The organism is Bradyrhizobium sp. (assembly GCF_004799445.1).
GTDB lineage: Bacteria > Pseudomonadota > Alphaproteobacteria > Rhizobiales > Xanthobacteraceae > Bradyrhizobium.
Window position 1 is genome coordinate 78,571 of sequence record NZ_SSNA01000198.1, and the last position, 19,277, is coordinate 97,847.

General features: G+C 63.0%; 12 protein-coding genes. 3 read left to right on the forward strand and 9 right to left on the reverse strand.

The window, feature by feature from the left end; genetic code table 11:
* Positions 1–8: 8 nt before the first annotated feature.
* The 5 genes from E8A46_RS25115 to E8A46_RS25135 form a co-directional block, all read right to left on the reverse strand.
* A complete protein-coding gene (locus E8A46_RS25115; protein ID WP_291566981.1) occupies positions 9–3,104 on the reverse strand; it encodes a multidrug efflux RND transporter permease subunit in 3,096 nt (1,031 codons plus the stop codon).
* Between the two features lie 18 nt (positions 3,105–3,122).
* The gene (locus E8A46_RS25120) at positions 3,123–4,316 is read right to left on the reverse strand and encodes an efflux RND transporter periplasmic adaptor subunit (RefSeq protein WP_291566982.1); all 1,194 of its coding nucleotides are present in this window, start codon (positions 4,314–4,316) and stop codon (positions 3,123–3,125) included.
* A gap of 1 nt (position 4,317) precedes the next feature.
* Entirely contained in the window at positions 4,318–5,019 is a 702-nt protein-coding gene (locus E8A46_RS25125) for a TetR/AcrR family transcriptional regulator (protein WP_291567141.1), read from the reverse strand.
* 151 nt (positions 5,020–5,170) lie between these two features.
* Positions 5,171–5,761, reverse strand: a complete 591-nt coding sequence (locus tag E8A46_RS25130; protein ID WP_291566983.1) for a thiamine pyrophosphate-dependent enzyme — start codon at positions 5,759–5,761, stop codon at positions 5,171–5,173.
* The gene (locus tag E8A46_RS25135) at positions 5,758–6,315 is read right to left on the reverse strand and encodes a phosphonopyruvate decarboxylase (RefSeq protein WP_291566985.1); all 558 of its coding nucleotides are present in this window, start codon (positions 6,313–6,315) and stop codon (positions 5,758–5,760) included. Before E8A46_RS25135 ends, E8A46_RS25130 begins: the two co-directional genes overlap by 4 nt.
* A gap of 114 nt (positions 6,316–6,429) precedes the next feature.
* On the opposite strand from E8A46_RS25135, the gene E8A46_RS25140 reads away from it, so the two are divergent.
* Entirely contained in the window at positions 6,430–7,665 is a 1,236-nt protein-coding gene (locus tag E8A46_RS25140; protein WP_291567143.1) for a cytochrome P450, read from the forward strand.
* A 63-nt stretch (positions 7,666–7,728) separates the two neighbouring features.
* Here E8A46_RS25140 and E8A46_RS25145 read toward each other — a convergent pair whose 3' ends face one another.
* Together E8A46_RS25145 and E8A46_RS25150 are read right to left on the reverse strand one after the other, a co-directional pair.
* On the reverse strand, positions 7,729–10,503 hold the full coding sequence (locus E8A46_RS25145) for an EAL domain-containing protein (protein WP_291566986.1): 2,775 nt from the start codon (positions 10,501–10,503) through the stop codon (positions 7,729–7,731).
* Positions 10,504–10,617: 114 nt separating this feature from the next.
* On the reverse strand, positions 10,618–11,805 hold the full coding sequence (locus tag E8A46_RS25150) for a FecR family protein (RefSeq protein WP_291566988.1): 1,188 nt from the start codon (positions 11,803–11,805) through the stop codon (positions 10,618–10,620).
* Between the two features lie 383 nt (positions 11,806–12,188).
* Here E8A46_RS25150 and E8A46_RS25155 point away from each other — a divergent pair, with 383 nt between their 5' ends.
* Both E8A46_RS25155 and E8A46_RS25160 read left to right on the forward strand, forming a co-directional pair.
* Positions 12,189–13,736: a POTRA domain-containing protein gene (locus E8A46_RS25155; protein ID WP_291566990.1), complete on the forward strand. Its 1,548-nt coding sequence runs from the start codon at positions 12,189–12,191 to the stop codon at positions 13,734–13,736.
* 198 nt (positions 13,737–13,934) lie between these two features.
* Positions 13,935–17,138, forward strand: coding sequence for an adenylate/guanylate cyclase domain-containing protein (locus E8A46_RS25160; RefSeq protein ID WP_291566992.1), 3,204 nt, complete (start codon positions 13,935–13,937; stop codon positions 17,136–17,138).
* Positions 17,139–17,210: 72 nt separating this feature from the next.
* On the opposite strand, the gene E8A46_RS25165 is transcribed toward E8A46_RS25160, so the two are convergent.
* Complete coding sequence (locus E8A46_RS25165) at positions 17,211–18,074, reverse strand: sugar phosphate isomerase/epimerase family protein (RefSeq protein ID WP_291566994.1); 864 nt, start codon at positions 18,072–18,074, stop codon at positions 17,211–17,213.
* A complete protein-coding gene (locus E8A46_RS25170; protein ID WP_291566996.1) occupies positions 18,074–19,267 on the reverse strand; it encodes a dihydrodipicolinate synthase family protein in 1,194 nt (397 codons plus the stop codon). Before E8A46_RS25170 ends, E8A46_RS25165 begins: the two co-directional genes overlap by 1 nt.
* Between the last annotated feature and the right edge of the window lie 10 nt (positions 19,268–19,277).

Genomic DNA, 19,277 nt, shown 5'->3' on the forward strand with positions numbered 1-19,277 from the left:
ATACAACCTTAAGTGGGCCTGAGCGCCTTTGCAGCAAGATCGAAGTCGGCGATCTCCTTGGCGCGCTGCGATTCGGCCGAGGCCCGATGGTCGGTGGCAATCGCCACATAGACCGCAGGCAGCACAAACAGCGTGAACAGGGTCCCGATGGTCATGCCGGCGACGACGACCAGACCGATCGAGAACCGGCTCGCCGCACCCGCGCCGGTGGCGCTGAGCAGCGGCAGCAAACCGGTGACCATCGCCGCCGTCGTCATCAGGATCGGGCGAAGCCTTACCCGTGCGGCCATTTCGATGGCCGAACGGCGATCAAGTCCTTCATTGAGCTGCAGCTCGTTGGCGAACTCCACCATCAGAATCCCGTGCTTGCTGATCAGGCCGACCAGCGTCAGCAACCCGACCTGGGTGTAGATATTCATCGTCGCCATGCCGAAGAACAACGGGATCAGGGCGCCGACGATCGCCATCGGAACGCTGATCATGATCACCAGCGGATCACGCAAGCTTTCGAACTGCGCCGCCAGCACCAGGAAAATGATGATGAGCGCGAAGCCAAAGGTGATCGCGAGCTGATTGCCCTCCTGCACATATTGCCGGGAGTCGGCGAGATAATCGTGGCTGAAGCCGGCCGGAAGCTTTTTCGCTTCACCCTCGAGGAAGTCCACCGCCTGCCCGACCGTCACCCCCGGCATCGGCACCGCCTGGAAGGTCGCGGAGTTCAACTGGTTGTAGTGGGTCAGCGCGTTGGGGTCGGTGCCGGTCTCGATCGAGACCACGGTCGAGAGCGGTATCTGCTGGCCGGTCGAGGTCGACAGATAATATCTCCCGAGCGCTTCGGGCGACAGTCGGCTTTCGCGCGGCACCTGCGGAATAACCTGATAGGAGCGTCCCTCGAGGTTGAAGCGGTTCACATAGTTTCCGCCGAGCATGGTCGCCAGCGTATTGCCGATATTCTGCATGGTGATCCCGAGATCGCTCGCCTTCGAGCGATCGACCTTGACCCGAACCACCGGCTGGTTGAAATCCAGATCGCTGTCGGAGACGATGAACAACCCGCTCTTGCGCGCGGCGTCCTTCAGTTTGATCATTTGCTCGTAGACCGCCTGGAAACCGCTGGTCGAATTGATCACCATCTGGACCGGCAGGCCGCCGGGACCACCCGGCAGCGGCGGCAGGTTGAACGCGAAAGCGTTGACGCCTTCGATTTTGCTCAACTCAGCCTGCACCAGCGGCTTCAGCTTGATCGACGAGCGTTCCCGCTCGTCCCACGGCTTGAGCAGCATTCCGGCAATTCCGCCCTGCGGTCCGTTGATGCCGTTCAGAACGAAACGCAGATCGGTTTCGGGAAATTTGGCAAACGACTTGTCGAGTTTCTCGCCGTAGAAGTCCACATAGTCGATGTTGGCGTATTTCGGCGCCTTGGTGACGGCGAACACGATACCCTGATCTTCTTCCGGCGCGAGCTCTTTGGAAGTATGCATGTACAGGAAGCCGACCAGGCCCAGGATCGTGAGCGCGAACAGCCCCGTAATGGGGCGATAGTCGAGCGACCGATCGAGCTGACGGCCGTACCAGCGCGTCATCGCACCGAACACCCGGTTCACCGCTTTGGCGAAACGCCCCTCTTCGGCGCTCTTGAGGAACACCGAGCACATCATCGGCGAGAGCGTCAGCGCGACCACGCCGGACACGATCACCGAGCCGGCAAGCGTGAAGGCAAATTCCCGGAACAATGAGCCGGTCAGTCCGCCGAGGAAACCGATCGGCGCGTACACCGCCGCCAATGTGATGGTCATCGAAACGACAGGACCGACGATCTCGCGCGCGCCCTGCATCGCCGCCTGCACCGGGGGTTTACCTTCCTCCAGGTGCCGGTGAATATTTTCAACCACCACGATGGCGTCGTCGACGACGAGGCCGATCGCGAGCACCATGGCCAGCAACGTCAACAGGTTGAAACTGAATCCTGCGAGCAGCATCAGGCTGCAGACGCCGATCAGCGACAGCGGAATCGTCACCACGGGAATCAGCACCGACCGGAACGAGGCGAGGAACAGGAAGATCACCACGACCACGATGATGACCGCCGCGCCCAGCGTCTTCTCCACCTCGTCGATGGACGATTGAATGAACTTGGTTGAATCGTAGGCCACCTTCATTTTCATCGACGGCGGCAGATTGCGTTCGAGTTCCGGAAACAGCGCGCGGACGCCTTTGACCAGTGTCAGCGGGTTGCCCTGCGGCGTCGCCTGCACGCCGATGAAGATCGCGTGCTCGCCGTTGAAGGCAACGCTGGCGTCGGTACTCTGCGCGGCGAGTTCGACGGTGGCGATATCCTCGATCCGGACAAAGCCGCCGTCCTTGGATTTGACAATCATCCGCTTGAACTGATCGAGGTTCTGAAGGTCGGTGTTGGCCGACACGTTGGAGACGATCAAAAAGCCCTTGGACTGGCCTGCGGCGGCCTGGAAATTGTTGGCGGCGATCGCGGCGGAAACGTCGGTGGGCGAAACGTTGCGGCCGGCCATGCGGACCGGATCGAGCCACAGCCGCATCGCGAAGGTCTGCCCGCCCAGAATGTCGGCCGACGCGACACCATCGACGGTCGACAGCACCGGCTGAACCACCCGGGTCAAATAATCCGATATCGCCGACCCCGACAGCACCTCGCTGGAGAAGCCGAGATACATCACCGCGGTGGTCTGGCCGGTCGTCTTGGTCACGATCGGGTCATTCGACTCCTTGGGGATGAGGTATTTGACCGAATTCACCTTGGCGAGGACTTCGGTCAAGGCCTGGTTCGGATCGAAATTCAGCTTGATGTAGACCTGGATGGTGCTGGTACCCAGCACCGAAGAAGAGGTCATGTAGTCGACGCCTTCGGCGGACGCCACGGCCTGTTCGATCGGCGTGGTGATGAACCCCTGAATCAGATCGGGCGCAGCACCGGGATAAACGGTGGTGACGTTGACCACCGTATTCGACAGTTTCGGATATTGCCGCACCGGCAGCACGGTCGCCGCCCGAAGGCCGATCAGAAGGATCAGCAGGCTGACGACCACCGCCAACACAGGTCGCTTGATGAAAATATCGGTCCAGACCATCGCGATACGCTCCGATTGTCAGTAACGCGGCGGATTCGCGGGAATCGGCGGCGCGGGGTCAGTCGAGATCGCCACGGCCGCTCCGGATTGCAGCTTGAGCTGACCTACCGCGACCACGCGGTCGCCGGCCTTCAGCCCGCTGAGGATTTCGGCGCGCCCGTGGACACGCTTGCCGGTCCGCACGAAGGTGCGCGCGACGGTAAGGCTGGTCTTGCCGTCATCCTCCTTCTTCTCGGTGATGAGAAAAACCGAATCGCCGTAAAGCGTATAATCGACGGCGGTCTCGGGAACGGTGACGACCGGCGGCTTTTCCGGCAGCACCACCGTCGTGGTCGCGAACATGCCGGGCTTGAGGATGTGATCGGGATTGTCGAGCGTGGCCTGGACGCGGATGTTGCGCGTGTCGGTGGCGATCTGCGGCTCTATCGCGTTGATCTTGCCCTCAAACGTTCGACCGGGAAAGGCGTCGACGGCAACCCGCACCGTCTGTCCGACCTGGAGCGCCGCGCTGTCCTTCTCCGTGACCGTGAAGTTGGCGTACAGCACCGACAAGTCAGTCAACGTCACGATCTGCGTGCCGGCGGTGAGGAACTGGCCGACCTCGACATGGCGGACGCCGAGCTCGCCGTCGAACGGGGCACGCACGAGCTTCTGCGAAATGATCGCCTCGGTCTTGGCGATGCCCGCATTGGCCTGGTCATAGGTCGCCTGCGCGGCGTCGACCGTCGATTGCGGGCCGAACTGACGCGCCGCCAGTTGCTTGGCGCGATCCAGCGCCAGCTGCGCGCCGGTGGCCTGCGCCTTGAAGCTTGCGAGATCGCCCTGTTCGGGGCCGTCGAACAATTGCAGCAGCGGGCTTCCGGCCTTCACCGTTGAGCCTGCGGTAAACATGATGTCGGTGATGCGCCCTGAGACGTCGGAGGTGACATTGACCTGATGCACGGCGGCGAGATCGCCGACCGCCGTCAACAGGTTCGGGATGACCTCCGACTTCGCTTCGGCAACGGTGACCGATGCCGGCGGCGGCTTATTGTTGGCGAAGAACTGCGCGATCATGTGGGCGCGGAAGGCGTTGAAGCCGACAAGCGCACCCACCAGCAGGGCCAGCAGCAGCCCGACGATGATGGACCAGCGCACCATCCTGACAGGACGCGCGCGCGGCTTCCCGGCAACCGGTTGACCCGAGATATTGGCTTCAGTCACGATGTTCATGTCATGCACTTTCTGCGATAGCCGGTTGCCTCGAACCCGGCGAAAAGTCGCGGTCCAGGTGAGAGGCAATCGCGGTTTCGTTGAGCCCAATTCCGCGGAGAACGAATTCACAAAGCTGCCGTTCGAGATCGGCGGCGTTGCCGTAGGACAGGCATGGCGCGGACGGCAGCCGCGTCAGCGTCGCCATCAGCAGCGCGTGGTGCACGAACCAGAACAGGTTCAGCGGCTCGCGCCCAACCGTCGACGCGTCCCCCGCCGCCACCGCTCGCACCAGTGATGCGGTGAATACGGGCCCGATCAGATTTCCGATCTTCTCATAAATCAGCCGCGCGAATTCGCCGTCGTCGAGGTGGCTGGTGAGCATCAAGCGCAGACGCTGGGCTTCCTGCTGATCAGGTGCCTCCGCGACCCCCTGGAAATAGCGGACCATCTCACGGATCAACATCACCAGCGTTGCGGTCGACGGTTCGAGTTCAAGCAGGCGGTGCAGCGCGGGATCAGCCTCGCATTCTTCCGCGAGGATCTCCGCATAGAGCGCCGACTTCGTCGGGAAGTGCTTGAACAGCAAGCCCTCCGAAATGGCGGCTGCCGCCGCAACGCTTTTGGTCGTCGTCCCGGCAAAGCCGTGGCGGGCAAAGCAACGCTTGGCTGCGCCCAATATCAGTTGACGCCGCAAATCACCGGTCATGCGCAGGGTGCTCATGTTGTAAGTAAACACTCACCTTCCATAGGATGTCAAGGGATTTGCTGCGATGCACCACGCCAACCCGCCGCTGGTATTGACGCGTTTTCTTCGCGCCAACCGGCGTCCGCCCCCGATCAGGTCCGAGGGTATATTTCGCTCGACAACACCGTCAGATCGGGCCGTAACCCAGCGCGCCGCGAATCCGCGTCACGATGAAGCTGCCGTCGCGGCTGGCGAGCACCCGCTCCAGATTGGCGCTGTCGATCTTGATACTGGCAAACCGTGGCCCGCTCGAGACGTCCTGCATGGCGGCCGTGAAGGACTCGATCTCGGCCATGGTCGAAAGCGTGCGCGCGTCCGCTATGCCGCAAGCCCCGGCCACGCCGACGAGGTCGACGGTTCCCGCCGTGTGGCTCGCTTGCCCGCCGGTTTCGCCGTAAACTTCATTGTCGAGCACAATGATGGTGAAGTTCGCAGGCTGTTGCAGGCCGACGGTCGCAAGGCTCCCCATTCCCATCAGCATCTCGCCATCGCCGGTTATCACCACGACCGGCAGCTTTGGCTGCGCCAGCGCCACGCCCAGTCCGATCATGACGGCGCCGCCCATGGCGCCCCACAAGTAAAAATTACGGTCATGATCGCCGGCCGCCGCGATATCGTAGGTCGAGGCGCCAAGGCCGCCGACCACGATTGTCTCCTTGCGTCCCGCCAGCAGGGCGGAGACAACGCGGCGCCGCTCGAGAAGATTTGCCTTGCTCATTTGGTAAAAACCTTTGCGCCGATCAGGCGCTGCGACAACAGAACCGCGGTTGGCGTGCAGGCATTGTAGACCTGCCCCGCGGCTGCCTCGACCACCTCGCGCACCTCGCTCGGGTGCGAAGCCCGCAACACCTTGATCCCCGACAATTCGAACACGCCCGCCGTGGTCGACCCCATCGGCACCTGCCACGGATTGAATTCGCCCCATTCGCCGCGCATCGTCACCAGCGTCAGGAACGGAAAGCGGAAGATCTGGGTCAGCGACAGCATGTTCACGCAATTGCCGACGCCGCTCGACTGCATCAGCAGCACGCCGCGCTGGCCGCCGGCCCAGGCGCCGGCGAGCAGCGCCACGCCCTCTTCCTCGGTCGTCAACGGCACCGCACGCATGGCGGACGCGCCGAGCACGCGCTCGATCAGCTGCGAATGCCCGGCATCCGGCACATAGGGCACCTGGCGGACGTCGAAACGTTGCAAAATCGCGAAAATCTCGTCCGGCCAGGAAGGAGTTGTTTCGGCCGCCGTTTCGGAAGTAGCGTCGGTACGGGCGTGCATTTTCATTTCCGTTGCATCAGCGTGATTGTATTCCGATGGTGGGACTGTAGAGGGGGCCGCGCTTTGCGAAAGAGCGAAAACGGCATATCGGTCTCCCCCAAAGAGTATGGCAGCATGAATGCGAACGCGCGAGGGCTGGCGGCCCATTTCGACATCGAGAAACTGACACCGGATTTCTATGCCGATCCCTATCCGACCTATCGTGCACTGCGGGAGCATGAGCCGGTCAAGCTCTTGCCCAACGGATCCTACTTTCTGACCCGCTATGACGATCTGGTTGCCGCCTACAAGAACACCAGGCTGTTCAGCTCGGACAAGAAAAAGGAATTCACGCCGAAATACGGCGCTTCCCTGCTGTACGAGCACCATACCACCAGCCTCGTCTTCAACGATCCGCCCGCGCATACAAGGGTGCGGCGGCTGATCATGGGCGCGCTGTCGCCGCGCGCGATCGCGGGGATGGAGCCGGATCTGATCGCACTGGTGGACCGGCTGCTCGAGACAATCGCCGCAAGGGGCGACGCGGATCTGATCGAGGACTTTGCCGCCGCGATCCCGATCGAGGTGATCGGCAATCTGCTCGATGTGCCGCAGCAGGAACGCGGCCCGCTGCGGCGCTGGTCGCTGGCGATTCTGGGCGCGCTCGAGCCGGTGATCGGCGCCGAGGCGTTTGCGCGCGGCAACGCCGCGGTGAAGGATTTTCTCAGCTACCTGCAAATTCTGGTCGAGCGACGGCGCATGCGGCCGGGCAACCCCGAACGCGACGTGCTGACGCGCCTGATCCAGGGAGAAGGTGGTGGCGAGGAAAATGCCGAGCGGTTGACCGAGAAGGAATTGCTGCACAACTGCATTTTCCTGCTCAACGCCGGCCACGAGACCACCACCAACCTGATCGGCAACGGATTGGTGGCGTTGTCCGAATACCCCGCCGAGAAGAAGCGGCTCGTTGAAAATCCCGCTTTGATCAAAACCGCGATCGAGGAAATTTTGCGATTCGAGAGCTCGAACCAGCTCGGCAACCGCATGACGACGGAGCGCGTCGAACTCGGCGGCGTCACGATGGCGGCCGGCACCCCGGTCACGCTGTGCATTGGGGCGGCCAACCGCGATCCCGCGCAATTCAACGACCCGGAAACTCTCGATATCGGCCGGGCACCGAACCGGCATCTGGCGTTCGGCACCGGCGCGCATCAATGCGCAGGCATGGCGCTGGCGCGGCTCGAAGGCGCGATCGCGATCTCGCGCTTCCTGGCGCGGTTTCCCGACTACGCGCTGAACGGTGCGCCGGTGCGCGGCGGCCGCGCCCGCTTTCGCGGGTTTTTGAGCGTGCCGTGTAGGGTGAATGGATGACCTTTTCCCGAGGCGGCGCGAGCGCCCCCGAACCAGAACGCCGCACCGCTTCTATCGCCGCTATCAGGCGGCTTGTCCCGCGACGTGCGCCTCGGAGCTTGCTTCGCGGGCAATCAGGAATTGGCTTTCGAATGATTGCGCCGGCATCGGCCGGCCAAAGAAATAGCCTTGTCCCTCTTCGCATCCCATGCTCACCAGGAGATCGGCGGTCGCACGGTTCTCGATGCCTTCGGCAATCACCGACAGGCCCAGTTGCCGGCTGAGATTGATGGTGGAACCCACGATGGCCGCATCGTCTGAACCGGCGAGCAATTCAAGCACAAATGACCTGTCGATCTTGAGCCCGTCGAGCGGGAATTTCTTGAGATAACTGAGGCTGGCATAGCCGGTGCCGAAGTCGTCGAATACGAGGCGGACACCGAGCTTCTGGATTCGCAAGAAGATGTCGAGCACCCTTTCTTCGTCCAGCAGCAGGATATCCTCGGTCACCTCCAATTCGAGCAGCGCAGGCGTAAGCCCGGTGATCTCAAGCATCTCCGCAACCGAGGTTGCGAGGTCACCGGACTGAAATTGCGACGGCGAAAGGTTGACGCCGACGCGAACCGGGTGCCCGGCCTGCTCCCACATCCGCGCCCGACGGCAGGCGGTTTCCAGAACCCAACCCGCAATCCGGTCCGAAATCGAGGAAGTGTTGACGACCGGCATGAATTCCGCGGGCGAAACCAGGCCGCGGGAAGGATGGCGCCAGCGAATAAGGGCTTCCGCCCCGATTACGCCGCCATCCGTCAGACGAACCTGCGGTTGATAGAACAATTCGAATTCATTTTGCTCGGCGGCGCGCGCCAATTCCGCTTCAAGCGTCAGTCGCGCTTCAAGCTCTTGCCGGATCGCGTTCTCGAACATCACGTAACTGCCGCGCCTGGTTGCCTTGGCACGACAAAAGGCGAGATGGCTGTTGGCCAACAGTTCGTCGGCGCTTCGGCCGCCGGCAGGATAGACGGCCGCTCCGATACTGACCCTGACGCGGTGCTGCCGCGTTGCCGCCAAAAGCGGACTGTCGAAAGCAAGCGCGATCCGTTCGCACAATTGCGCGACCGTTTCGGCCGACCCGTCGCAGGGCATGGCGATGGCGAATTCATCTCCGCTCAAGCGTGCCACGAGAGCCGCGCTTCCGGCTTCTGCGTTCAGCCGTTCGGTCACCGCACACAGCACGAGATCTCCGCAGGCGTGACCCATCATGTCATTGATCTGCTGGAAGGCGTCGAGGCCGACCACCAGCAGCGCAACCTCGTCCCGCGGCCCTTCCGCCGCGGAAATCATCGCAGCGAGGCCGGCGTGAAGGGTGTTGCGGTTGGCGAGGCCGGTCAGCGGATCGTATTCGGCCAGGTATCGAATTCTCTCCGCTTCGCGCTTCCGGACCGAGATATCGCGCAGGATCGCGCCATATTGATAGCCATCGGCGCCTTGCCAGCCGGAGAAGCAGGCCTCGACCGGAAATACCTCGCCGTTCTTGCGACGTCCATCGAACTCCATCACCAGGCCCCCGGGCGACTGCGATCGCACGCGCGCATCTTCGCAGATCGAGGCAGCCGCAAGATCCTCGCGGTTGGCGCAAATCGTATCGAACGGCCGGCCGATCATTTCCGAAGGTTCGTAGCCGAAAATGGCGGCGGCCCCGGGATTCCACACCGTAATGAGCTGGCTCTGGTCGGTACACACCAGGCCATCGCCGAGCGACATGGCGATGCGCTGAAAGCGGTTCTCGGCAATCCGGCCGAGCAGATCCCGGAAGTCAATTTCGTCGAGCGCAATCGCGGCCATATAGACGGCGATGGCGGTATCGAACAGCGAGGTGTCGAGAATGAGAGGAAACTTTGCCTGCAGCAGCATTGCGGATATTTCAACGGCGGCCGCCATTGCGACGAGCATCATGACCCGGATGCTGGCGGCGAGGTGACGCCAGGAAAGCATCATGATCAGCGCAATCATGCAAAGACCGGCCAGCGTGACGGCATCCGAGGTAAAATGCAGGGCACGATTCTGCAGGATCGATTCGGCCGCCAAGGTCTGCAGCAGCGGTCCCGAAACCACCCCGCCGTTCGGAACGCTGAAGCGATCGCCGAGTTCGAGTGCGGTACCGCCGATAATGACCTTCTTGTCTCTGAGCCTGTCGAGCGTCGCTTGATCGCCGCGCAAAACATCGATGTAGGATACTCTCGGAATCGAGGCTGCGCGGATACTGAAATCGATCAGGAACGGTGTGTGATGTTCAGCATATTGTCCCGCCAGCAGCGCGCCCATCGAGGGAAGAAACTGCCCCTCAAATGACTCGCCGAACGGGTAGCGCCGGACCAGACCGTCCGGCTCAACCGCGACATTGACGACCGCCGACCATGAGTGTTCGGCGAATTTTCTCAGCGGACGATTGATATGGATTGGCCTTGCAGTGCTGCCGTCTGCCCCGGGTTGCTTGAAGGACGGCAAAACCACCGATCCACCGGCGTTCTCAAGCGCGTCGACAAACGCCTGGTCCGAGGCTGGGTCGGATGGCGTTGAGAAATCGACATCGAATACAACGTCGCGCACCCCCGCACTTTCCAGCCGCCGCAGCAACTCGGCGTGGAGCCGGCGCGGCCAGGGCCAAACGCCGATTTTGTCGATCGATGCGGCATCGATTGCAACCACGATGATTTCACCGCTTGCCTGGCGCGCCTCCCAGGCAAACCGCAGATCGACCAGTGCATTGCGCAGCGCGCCGTGCAAGCCGGACAACAACACGATCACCAGCGCAATAACCACAAGCACAAGCGGCCGGTAATGCTTTAGAATATTCCCCATCCCCTTATACCCCGTAACCGGAGTGGCGCGTCGCCGAACGATCGATCCGGCGGTTCGGATAATCTCGCTTGGCCTTAACCGTCACCTGACCGCATGGTGCCCTGCCGGCGACCGTCAAGGCTTTCCATGGCCATGGCCGATTCCGATTCCATTCCCATTGGCGTTGGCGTTTCCGTTCCCATTGGCGTTTCCGTTGCCATTGGCGTTGCCAATGCCGTTACCGTTGGCGTTACCGTTGCCATTGGCGTTCGCGCTTGCATTGCCGGAATTGTTTGCCGTCGCCGTGACCGCTGCTGTTGGCATGCCTGAGGTTGTCGTCGTGCTCATGCCGGTCGCGGCGCCGCTGCTGTTGGCGCTATTGGCGTCGATTGAATTACCGGATCCGACGCCCAAACTCGCCTTGGCTTCGCGCGAACTCCAGATCGTATCCTTGTCCGCGGTACGTCTCAGCGAGACCGCCGTCGATGCCGTTCCATGGGCAAGGCCATGAGTGACCTTCTGGAAATTCATCCTGACTTCGCCAAGCGATGCCGATATCCGCGTCACACCGGTCCTCGTGGAGGCGCTGCCCGCGTTTCGCTGCGGATGTAGCGCGGCGTTGTCACGTCCGAGCATGTGGATGAACTGCCCATTCGCAGCGCTGCGCGGGGCCGAGAGCCCCGTCTTTGGAACCATGATCCGTTCGATCGACGAGGCGCGAGGTTTGCCTTGCTCGATCGGATTGAGCGTGCCCGATCCGCTCAGGGAAAGGCCCGACTTGCCATGGGCAAAGGCGGTCGCAACCTGTCCTGGCATTACCTGGGCGATCTGTCCGGACTTGAAGTCGGCGACTTCAACCTGTCCCCGGAGCACGTCGACGCTGGTCGAGGTCGCGTTCACGGAGACGCGAAACTGCGTTCCCTTGACCACCGCGGCGAGGTAGGGCGTCTCGACCTCGAAATGCTTGTCGTTGCGCTTTTCCACCTCAAGAAGGATCGAGCCGGCCTGCTGCACGATCGTCGTCGACAGCCCGTCCTTCTTCTCGGTGGGCAAGCCGATCACCGAGTTCGGCGAGACCAGAATGGTTTCCTCGCCGCGCGTCAGGAGAACGCGGCCGTTGCCGCCGGTCCGGACGCTGTCGCCCGGCTTCAGGACCGCTTCCTGCCCGAGTGAAGCAGGCTGGGCGCCGGACGTGGTCATCCAGACCTGGCCCGAGGACTTGCTCACCTGCCAGACGCCGTCTTCGGCGGCAAGCGCAGCCGATGCCGCGCCGAAAACGAGCGCCGTCGCCAGGGAACGCAAAAGCCAGCCGGTGGAACGCATGAAACACTCCGTGTGCCCATAGTCGACCGATAGGCGTACCGGAAAAACCTCAACATTGAATGAGCGGAAACTTCGCGATTTAGAGGGGGCGTTAACGGTTCATTGACCATAAAAATCTATGAAAAATCATGAGCATAAGAGTTCAATTGCGATTCGGGGAAGTTCCATTGCGGTCCGGGGAAGTTCCATCTCGCTGTGTTGGATCGCCGACAAATCGCCGGCGCGCCACGCCCCCCGGGATCGCCATCGCGCTGCTGCTGCTATGCGCGGGCGGCTGCTTGCCGGCACAAGCGCAGCAATCCGGCTTCGATCAAAGGCAAACAGAAAAGCGCTTCGATGCCCTGCAATCCCAACCCACCGAAACAGCGCGATCGCCCTTGCGCATGCCGAGGCTGTCCCCGTCCGGCGCCGCGGCCGACTCAAAAGCGCTGTTCGAACTCCATCGCGTTTCGCTCAGCGGTGGCGGCGCCATCCCGCGCGATCAGATTGCAAAAGTTTATCAACCCTATATCGGGAAAAAGGTCTCCCAGGCCGACCTCGCCTCGATCGCCGCGGGGATCAGCGATCTCTATCGCGCGGCAGGTTTTCACCTGAGCCGGGCGATCGTGCCGCCGCAGGACATCAGGGACGGCCGGGTTCGTTTTCAGGTGATCGAAGGCGGCATCACCGAAGTGGCCCTGAAGGGCGATAGCGCCGAACAATTCGGCATACGGCCGCTGCTCGACCCGGTGCTCGCCGAATCCCCCTCGCGTCTGGCCACCCTGGAGCGCCAACTGCTACTGATCAACAGTCGAGCGGGCGTGCGCGTCGTCGACACCGCTCTGGAGGAGATCGGCAATGCGACCGGCCGTTTCCGCCTCATCGTCTATCTGAAAACCTGGCACATCTACACCTCGTTTGGGCTCGACAATCTGGGTTCCTCCGCGATCGGCCCCTGGCAGAGCTATGCGACCGGCGCCTTCAATTCCTATCTGTTGCCCGGCGACACGCTGGCGCTCAATCTCTCGACCACTCCGAACGACCCGCGCGAGCTTGCTTTCGGCCGGCTATCCTACGATGTCCCGGTCGGAACCGACGGGGCACGCATCGGCGCGTCCGCCCTCTACAGCGAGGTTCGGCCAGGCGACTACAGGCGACTCTTGAACGACGTCACGACGACGGAGGCTTTTCAGATCCGCGGCAGCCTCGTCCCGGTGCAGTCACAACGATCGACACTGACGCTCACCGCCGCGCTGGACTTCAGCAACGTCTCCGAGCACGACGTGTTCGGCCCGATCTATAACGATCACATCCGTACCGTCAGCCTGACTTCCGACTACAGGCTACAGGACGATTTCGGCGGCAACAATTATTTCACGCTGACCTGGCGTCAGGGTCTGCCGATCCTCGGCGCTTCGCAGTTGGGCGACGCTTTGGTGTCGCACGACGGCGCCGCCGCCAATTTCTCGGTCATGGATGCCTGGTACACCCGATATCAGACGCTGTCCGACGCATGGTCGGTGAAAATCGCAGGCACCGGCCAAATCGCCTCCGGTCCGCTGTTTCTCTCGCAACAATTCTACCTGGGAGGTGCCGCCTTCGGGCGAGGCTATGGCAGCGCCGAAACCAGCGGCGACAACGGCATGGCCGGTTCGTTTGAGCTGCGCTTCGATCAAAAACTGAATTTCCGTTACCTGACCGGTTATCAAATCTATGGTTTTGTCGACGCCGGCGTCGCGTGGAACGACGGATTCAATTACACGGACGGTATTGCGCTCAGCTCTGCCGGCGCCGGCGTGCGGTTCTTTCTGGGCAGCGATCTGCAGGCCGATATCGCCGTGGCCTTCCCGCTGAGTTACCGCGCGCCCGACAACTCCAGCCGCAGCGCTCGGCTGCTGTTTTCGCTGTCCAGTGCCTTCCGGGCCTGCCCGGGAAGAGGGCAGTGCCTATAGCGCAGGCCTGGGTCTTTCGGGCCAACTTGCCATTCTCGCGCAGCGCATGGTCCGGCTCCGCCGGCCGCGCCCGCTTTCTCGGGTTTTTGAGCTGTTGGTTCTGAGCGGTCAGGCGCTTCACGGTGGCGCCGCCAGGCTGCCAAAAGGCTTATAGATGTGCCAATCTGGGCGCCTCACGGGCGGCGGCTTGGAACACCGATGGGTATGAGTGATCTTCGCGACTGGTTGCGCAGCAACAATCTCGAGCAATACGCTGACGCCTTCGAGGCAAACGATATCGACCTCGATGTGCTGGCGGAACTGACCGACCGCGATCTCGAACAGCTTGGCCTGTCGCTGGGCAATCGCCGACGGCTATTGAAGGCCATTGCCGGTCGCGGCGCCGAACCGAGCCCACCGAAGCCGGCTCCCGCTGAAGGGCCGCGGCCGGCCGACGCCGAGCGGCGTCAGGTGACGGTGTTGTTCGCCGATATGGTCGGTTCGACGGCGGTGTCGGGCAAGGTGGACCCCGAACTCCTCGGGGCATTGATCCGGCGCTATCAGGACGCGGTCGCCGGCGCGATCGGGCGGTACGGCGGTTTCGTCGCCAAGTTCATGGGCGACGGCGTTCTGGCCTATTTCGGTTTTCCCCGCGCCTTCGAGGATGCGGCGGAGCGCGCCGTTCGCGCCGCGCTCGGCATCCTGGCGGAAGTCGGCGACATCGAATTGCCGGACAAGACGCGGGTGCAGGCACGGATCGGGATCGCCACCGGCCTCGTCGTGGTCGGCGAAATCATCGGCACCGGCATCGCGCAAGAGCGCACGATCGTAGGCGAAACCCCCAATCTCGCCGCGCGGCTACAGGCGCTCGCCGGGCCCGACACCATTCTGGTCAGCGAGACAACCCAGAATTTGCTGGGTGGGCTGTTTGAACTGGAGCACACCGGAGAACACGAATTGAAAGGGTTCGCCCGCCCGGTGTCCGCCTGGCGCGTGATCGGCGAGGCGACGGTCGAAAGTCGTTTTGCCGCGATCCGCACCGGCGAAAATCTGCCACTGATCGGCCGTGCCCACGAAATGGGGTTGATGCTCGAACGCTGGCAGCTGGCCCGGCAGGGCGAGGGCCAGATCGTTACGGTGATCGGCGAAGCGGGGATTGGCAAATCGCGCTCGATCGAGGCCCTGCAGGAAGCGCTTGCCGGAGAGCCGCACGCACGCATCAATTTGCAGTGCTCACCCCATCACAGCGACAGCGCGCTTTATCCGGTGATCCAGTATCTGAACCGCGCCGCCGGTTTCGCCGCAGCGGATAGCCCAGAGGCGCGGATCGAGAAACTCGGCGCGCTGTTTGCGCAGCGGCGCGCTTCGGACCCAGCCACGATTCCGCTGCTGGCCGAGCTGTTGTCGATCCCGCTGGCGGCGGCGCAACCTTCGTCACAGACCCCAGCTCAACGCAAGGCGTCGACACTGGCCCTCATCGTCGACGAGTTCCTTCGCATGGGCGAGAACCATCCAGTGCTCATCGTCGTGGAAGACGCGCACTGGATCGACGCCAGCATGCTCGAAATGATGATGCGCCTGACCGACAGCATCGGCCGGACCCGATCGCTCGCCCTGGTGACGGCGCGGCCGGATTTCACACCACCCTGGCTGGCGCGGCCGCAGGCGACCCTGGTGACGCTCGGTCGCCTCGGCCGACAGGAATGCGCGCAACTGGTCGCCGGTGTCGCCGCTGCCCACGGTCTGTCCGTGGAAACCGTGGCGGCGATCGTCGCCAAGACCGACGGAGTCCCCCTGTTCATCGAGGAGTTGACCAAGAGCGTCATCGAATCGGTTGGCGAGGACGGCGCGGTGCCGGCAACGCTCAAGGATTCGCTGATGGCCCGCCTCGACCGCCTCGGCGAAGCGCGCGAAGTGGCCCAGATTGCGGCCGTGATCGGCCGGCAATTCTCGCTGGCGCTGCTCGATGCGGTTTCCGGCAAGGATTCCGTCGAGTTGGAAGCCACGCTGGCGAAGCTTGTCGCGGCGGGAATTGTTTTTCCCGACGAGCGCAGCCTGGAACGGAGCTTCACATTCAAGCATGCGCTGGTTCGTGACGTCGCTTATGAGAGCCTGCTGTTCGCGCGTCGGCGCCGATGGCACGAACGCATCGCCACTGCCCTTGAGAAACATTTCTCCGAGATTGCCGCGAACGAGCCGGGACTGCTGGCCTATCATTTCGGTGAGGCCGGCTTGCCGGCCGCTGCCTGTGATTATCGCATGCGCGCCGGCAATCAGGCCGTAGGCCGTTCGGCCTATCCGGAGGCGATCGCGCATTTCTCTGCCGGTCTCAAGCTTGCCGAAACGCTGCCGGCGCCAGACAGCATGCGCCGACAACTGGATTTTTGGCTCAAGCTCGGCTCCGCCTTGGTCGTGGTTCACGGCCTGCAGAGTGTGGAAGCGGAGGATGCCTATACCCGAGCCGACGAAATCGGGGAGAAGCTGGGTGATCGCACCGGATTGTTCCAGGCCAAATGGGGCCTGTGGATCAACGCCAATCTCAGGCACAAGACCGCGCTTGCGCGCGACCGGGCCAGCGAACTCGTGACCCTCGCGCAACGCTCCGGCGACGGCGAGCTGTTGCTCGAAGCGTACCACTGCCAGTGGGCGACGGCTTTTTTCCGGGGCGATGTCCAGGACGCGCTGGACGGCGCCCGCAATGGAGTGGAGCTTTACGACATGGCCAGCCACCGCCACCTCGGTCACCAATTTGGCGGTCATGATCCCGGTGTTTGCGCGCACTGCCTGCGCGGCAACACCCTTCAGCTGGCGGACGAAGGGCAGAACGCAAGGCAGAGTATCGCGCAGGCCATTGCGCTCGCCGAATTGCTCGACCATCCCAACACCCTCGCTCATGGCCTCCACAATTCCGGCATCGGTCACCAGCTCGGGGCTGATCGCGAAGCCACATTCACGGTGGCACATCGCGCGGCCGGATTGGCCGAAAAATTTGGCTTGATGCCGTGGCGCGCGAGCAGCCTGGTGTTGGCCGGCTGGGCCACGGCGGTCGGATCAGGCATCGCGGACGCCGCACGATTGATCGATGCCGAGATCGGCAAGGCAACGGCGATTGGTCCGCTCCCACAGTATTATCTTGGCCTGGCCGCCGAAATATTGCTGGCCGCCGGCCGGGCGGCAGACGGCCTTGCGCATCTCGATCGCGCCATTGCCGGGATCGACGAGCCGGGCATTGGCTTTTATTTGCCGGAGATCTTTCGCCTGCGCGGCGCGTGCTTGCTGGCGCTCAGCCGCGACAACCGGGATGAAGCCGTCGTGGCCTTCGTGACCGCTCGCGATATTGCCAGGCGCCAGGGTGCGGTCATCTTCGAGCGCCGCGCCGAGGCGTCCCTTTCCGAGGTCGCACATCATGGGAGCCGCGGATGACGGGATCGAGGCTCCCTCGCGGATGTGAGAACATTGGCCCTTGAAGGCGGACATCCCGATCGGTCCGCGCCCCTACACTACCGAGCGATGCCGTTCGATGCAGGTCTGCAAGACCTCATCCATCGGCCTGCTCCACCAGTCGTTGGAAAAGATCTCGATCTCGGAATAGCCGGCAAATCCTTGCGCCTCGACCGCCGATCGCACCGATCTGATGTCGATCACGCCGTCTCCCATCATGCCGCGGTCGTTGAGGATGTCTTTGGTCGGCACCAGCCAGTCGCAGACATGAAACGCCAGCAGGCGATCTCTTCCGGCACGGGAAATCTGCTGCAGCAATTCCGGGTCCCACCAGATGTGATAGACGTCGAGCGCGACGCCGAGCGCGCCGCTGCGTTGCGGGTCCAGCCGATCGCAGATGTCGAGCGCGTGTTTCGTCGTATTGACGCAGGCGCGGTCGGCGGCATAGGCCGGATGGAGCGGCTCGATCGCCAGCGGCATTTCGGCCTCGCGGGCGTACTCGATCATTTCGGCGATGGCGTCCTCGACCTGCGTCCGCGCCGCCACGATGTCTTTCGAGGTCGCGCTTCCCGGCCGTGAATATTGCGGCAGGCCGCCGACCACCAGCACGATGCAGGGCGCGCCCAGCGCGCTCGCCTCATCGACGGCCCGGCGGTTATCGTCGCGCGCCTCGGTGCGGTGCGCGGCGTCCGCCGTAAACATGCCGCCGCGGCAATAGCCGGACAGCTCCAGCCCTGCGTCGCGCACCGCGCGCGCCGCGCGGTCAAGGCCGACCGCTGCGACCTGGTCACGCCAGGGATCGATGGCGCGGATGCCATGCCGCGCGCAGGCGTCGATGATCTCTACAAGATCGCCCTGCTTGCGGACGGTCGCCGTGTTCAAAGACAGCCAGCGGTGATCGGCCGAGAAATCCCGCATCACGCCTCGATGCCGCGGAGCGCCAGCACCGCCTTCATGCGCCGCGTCGCCATTTCCGGATTGGCGAGCAGCCCCGCCTGATCGGCCAGCCGGAACAGCTCGGCCAGATGCAGCGTCGAGCGCGTGCTCTCCTGCCCGCCGACCATCGTGAAATGATCCTGATGACCGTTGAGATAAGCCATGAACACGATGCCGGTCTTGTAGAACCGCGTCGGCGCCTTGAAGATATGGCGCGACAGCGGCACCGTCGGCCCCAGCACGTCGTGGAATCCCTTCGTATCGCCGGCGGCCAGCCGCGACAGCGCATAGGACGCCGCCGGCGCGATGGCATCGAAGATGCCGAGCAGCGCATGCGAATAGCCCTGCTCGTCGCCGGCGATCAGTTCGGCGTAATTGAAATCGTCCCCGGTATACATCTTCACATTCTTGTCGAGTCGGCGTCGCATATCGATCTCGCGTTGCTTGTCGAGCAGCGACACCTTGACGCCATCGACCTTCGACGCGTTGGCGTTGACGACGCCGACCGCGACATCCATGGCCTGGTCGAGGTTCGGCGTGCCCCAGTAATTCGCCAAGGCCGGATCGAACATATCGCCAAGCCAGTGGATAATCACGGGCTCGGCCACCTGCGACAGCACGCGGTCGTAAACCCTGGCGTAATCGTCCGCGTTGCGGCCGATTTTAGCGAGCGCCCGCGACGCCATCAGGATGATCCGCCCGCCCGCCTTCTCGATCCTCCCGATCTGCTCTTCGTAGGCGCGGATCACGTCGTCGAGACTCCTGGCGTCCTCCGGCGCGAGATGATCGGTGCCGGCGCCGGAAAAAACCAGCGCATTGCCCCGCGCCTTCGCGGCCAAAACAGAGCGCCGGATCAGTTCCAGCGAGGTCGGCCAGTCCAGACCCATGCCGCGTTGCGCGGTGTCCATGGCCTCGGCGACGCCGAGGCCGAGATCCCAGACGTGTTCGCGAAACGCGATCGTCTTGTCCCAGTCGACCGCCGCCGTCAGCCAGGGATCGACGTCGGCGAGCGGATCAGAAACCACATGCGCGGCGGAAAACGCCATACGGTTCAGCGTGCCCTGAAGCTTTGCGGGAAACGCGCGCGACGCCGCGAGACGATAGGTCTCGAGCGATCGGCTGGCAGTCGGCAATTTCAGCGATAGCGAGGAAACTGGCAAAACCGGCTTGTTCATGGTCGTGGCC

Excerpts from the sequence above, each read along its gene's own strand:
- E8A46_RS25145 (WP_291566986.1), bottom strand. The coding sequence starts at position 10,503 with ATGGGGAATATTCTAAAGCATTACCGGCCGCTTGTGCTTGTGGTTATT.
- E8A46_RS25130 (WP_291566983.1), bottom strand. The coding sequence starts at position 5,761 with ATGAGCAAGGCAAATCTTCTCGAGCGGCGCCGCGTTGTCTCCGCCCTG.
- E8A46_RS25140 (WP_291567143.1), top strand. The coding sequence starts at position 6,430 with ATGAATGCGAACGCGCGAGGGCTGGCGGCCCATTTCGACATCGAGAAA.
- E8A46_RS25120 (WP_291566982.1), bottom strand. The coding sequence starts at position 4,316 with ATGAACATCGTGACTGAAGCCAATATCTCGGGTCAACCGGTTGCCGGG.
- E8A46_RS25155 (WP_291566990.1), top strand. The coding sequence starts at position 12,189 with ATGCCGAGGCTGTCCCCGTCCGGCGCCGCGGCCGACTCAAAAGCGCTG.
- E8A46_RS25115 (WP_291566981.1), bottom strand. The coding sequence starts at position 3,104 with ATGGTCTGGACCGATATTTTCATCAAGCGACCTGTGTTGGCGGTGGTC.
- E8A46_RS25160 (WP_291566992.1), top strand. The coding sequence starts at position 13,935 with ATGGGTATGAGTGATCTTCGCGACTGGTTGCGCAGCAACAATCTCGAG.
- E8A46_RS25125 (WP_291567141.1), bottom strand. The coding sequence starts at position 5,019 with ATGAGCACCCTGCGCATGACCGGTGATTTGCGGCGTCAACTGATATTG.
- E8A46_RS25135 (WP_291566985.1), bottom strand. The coding sequence starts at position 6,315 with ATGCACGCCCGTACCGACGCTACTTCCGAAACGGCGGCCGAAACAACT.
- E8A46_RS25150 (WP_291566988.1), bottom strand. The coding sequence starts at position 11,805 with ATGCGTTCCACCGGCTGGCTTTTGCGTTCCCTGGCGACGGCGCTCGTT.
- E8A46_RS25165 (WP_291566994.1), bottom strand. The coding sequence starts at position 18,074 with ATGCGGGATTTCTCGGCCGATCACCGCTGGCTGTCTTTGAACACGGCG.
- E8A46_RS25170 (WP_291566996.1), bottom strand. The coding sequence starts at position 19,267 with ATGAACAAGCCGGTTTTGCCAGTTTCCTCGCTATCGCTGAAATTGCCG.